The organism is Natrialba sp. PRR66 (genome assembly GCF_034808065.1).
GTDB lineage: Archaea > Halobacteriota > Halobacteria > Halobacteriales > Natrialbaceae > Natrialba > Natrialba aegyptia.
Genome location: NZ_JAXHGN010000132.1, coordinates 1 through 267, shown reverse-complemented (window position 1 = coordinate 267; position 267 = coordinate 1). Strand labels below are relative to the sequence as shown.

Sequence of the window (267 nt, the reverse complement as noted above, 5' to 3'; positions counted from 1 at the left end):
GCGCTGTGTTCGACTACCTCACCCCCCTCGAACGTGAGGCGGACATCGTCGACTTCGCGGCCCTGTACCATCACGGGCATATCGAAGAGGACTGTCCCCTCGACGCTGTCGGGAACCGGCGCGGTGAACACCTCTCCCGCCGGCATGTTCACGTCGCCCCAGTCGTTCTCCGCGATCATCCCGTCGACGTTCATCGAGATGTCCGTCTCGTCGCCGCTGACGATCCGGACCTCACTGGCCGGGTCGAGGATCTCGACGAGTTGTTCC

Annotated in this window: 1 protein-coding gene; it reads right to left on the bottom strand. The window is 64.0% G+C overall.

Annotated features, from left to right (window positions below):
- A partial coding sequence (locus tag SM755_RS23755) for an aminopeptidase (protein WP_323174850.1) occupies positions 1 to 267 on the bottom strand: 267 nt, incomplete at both ends.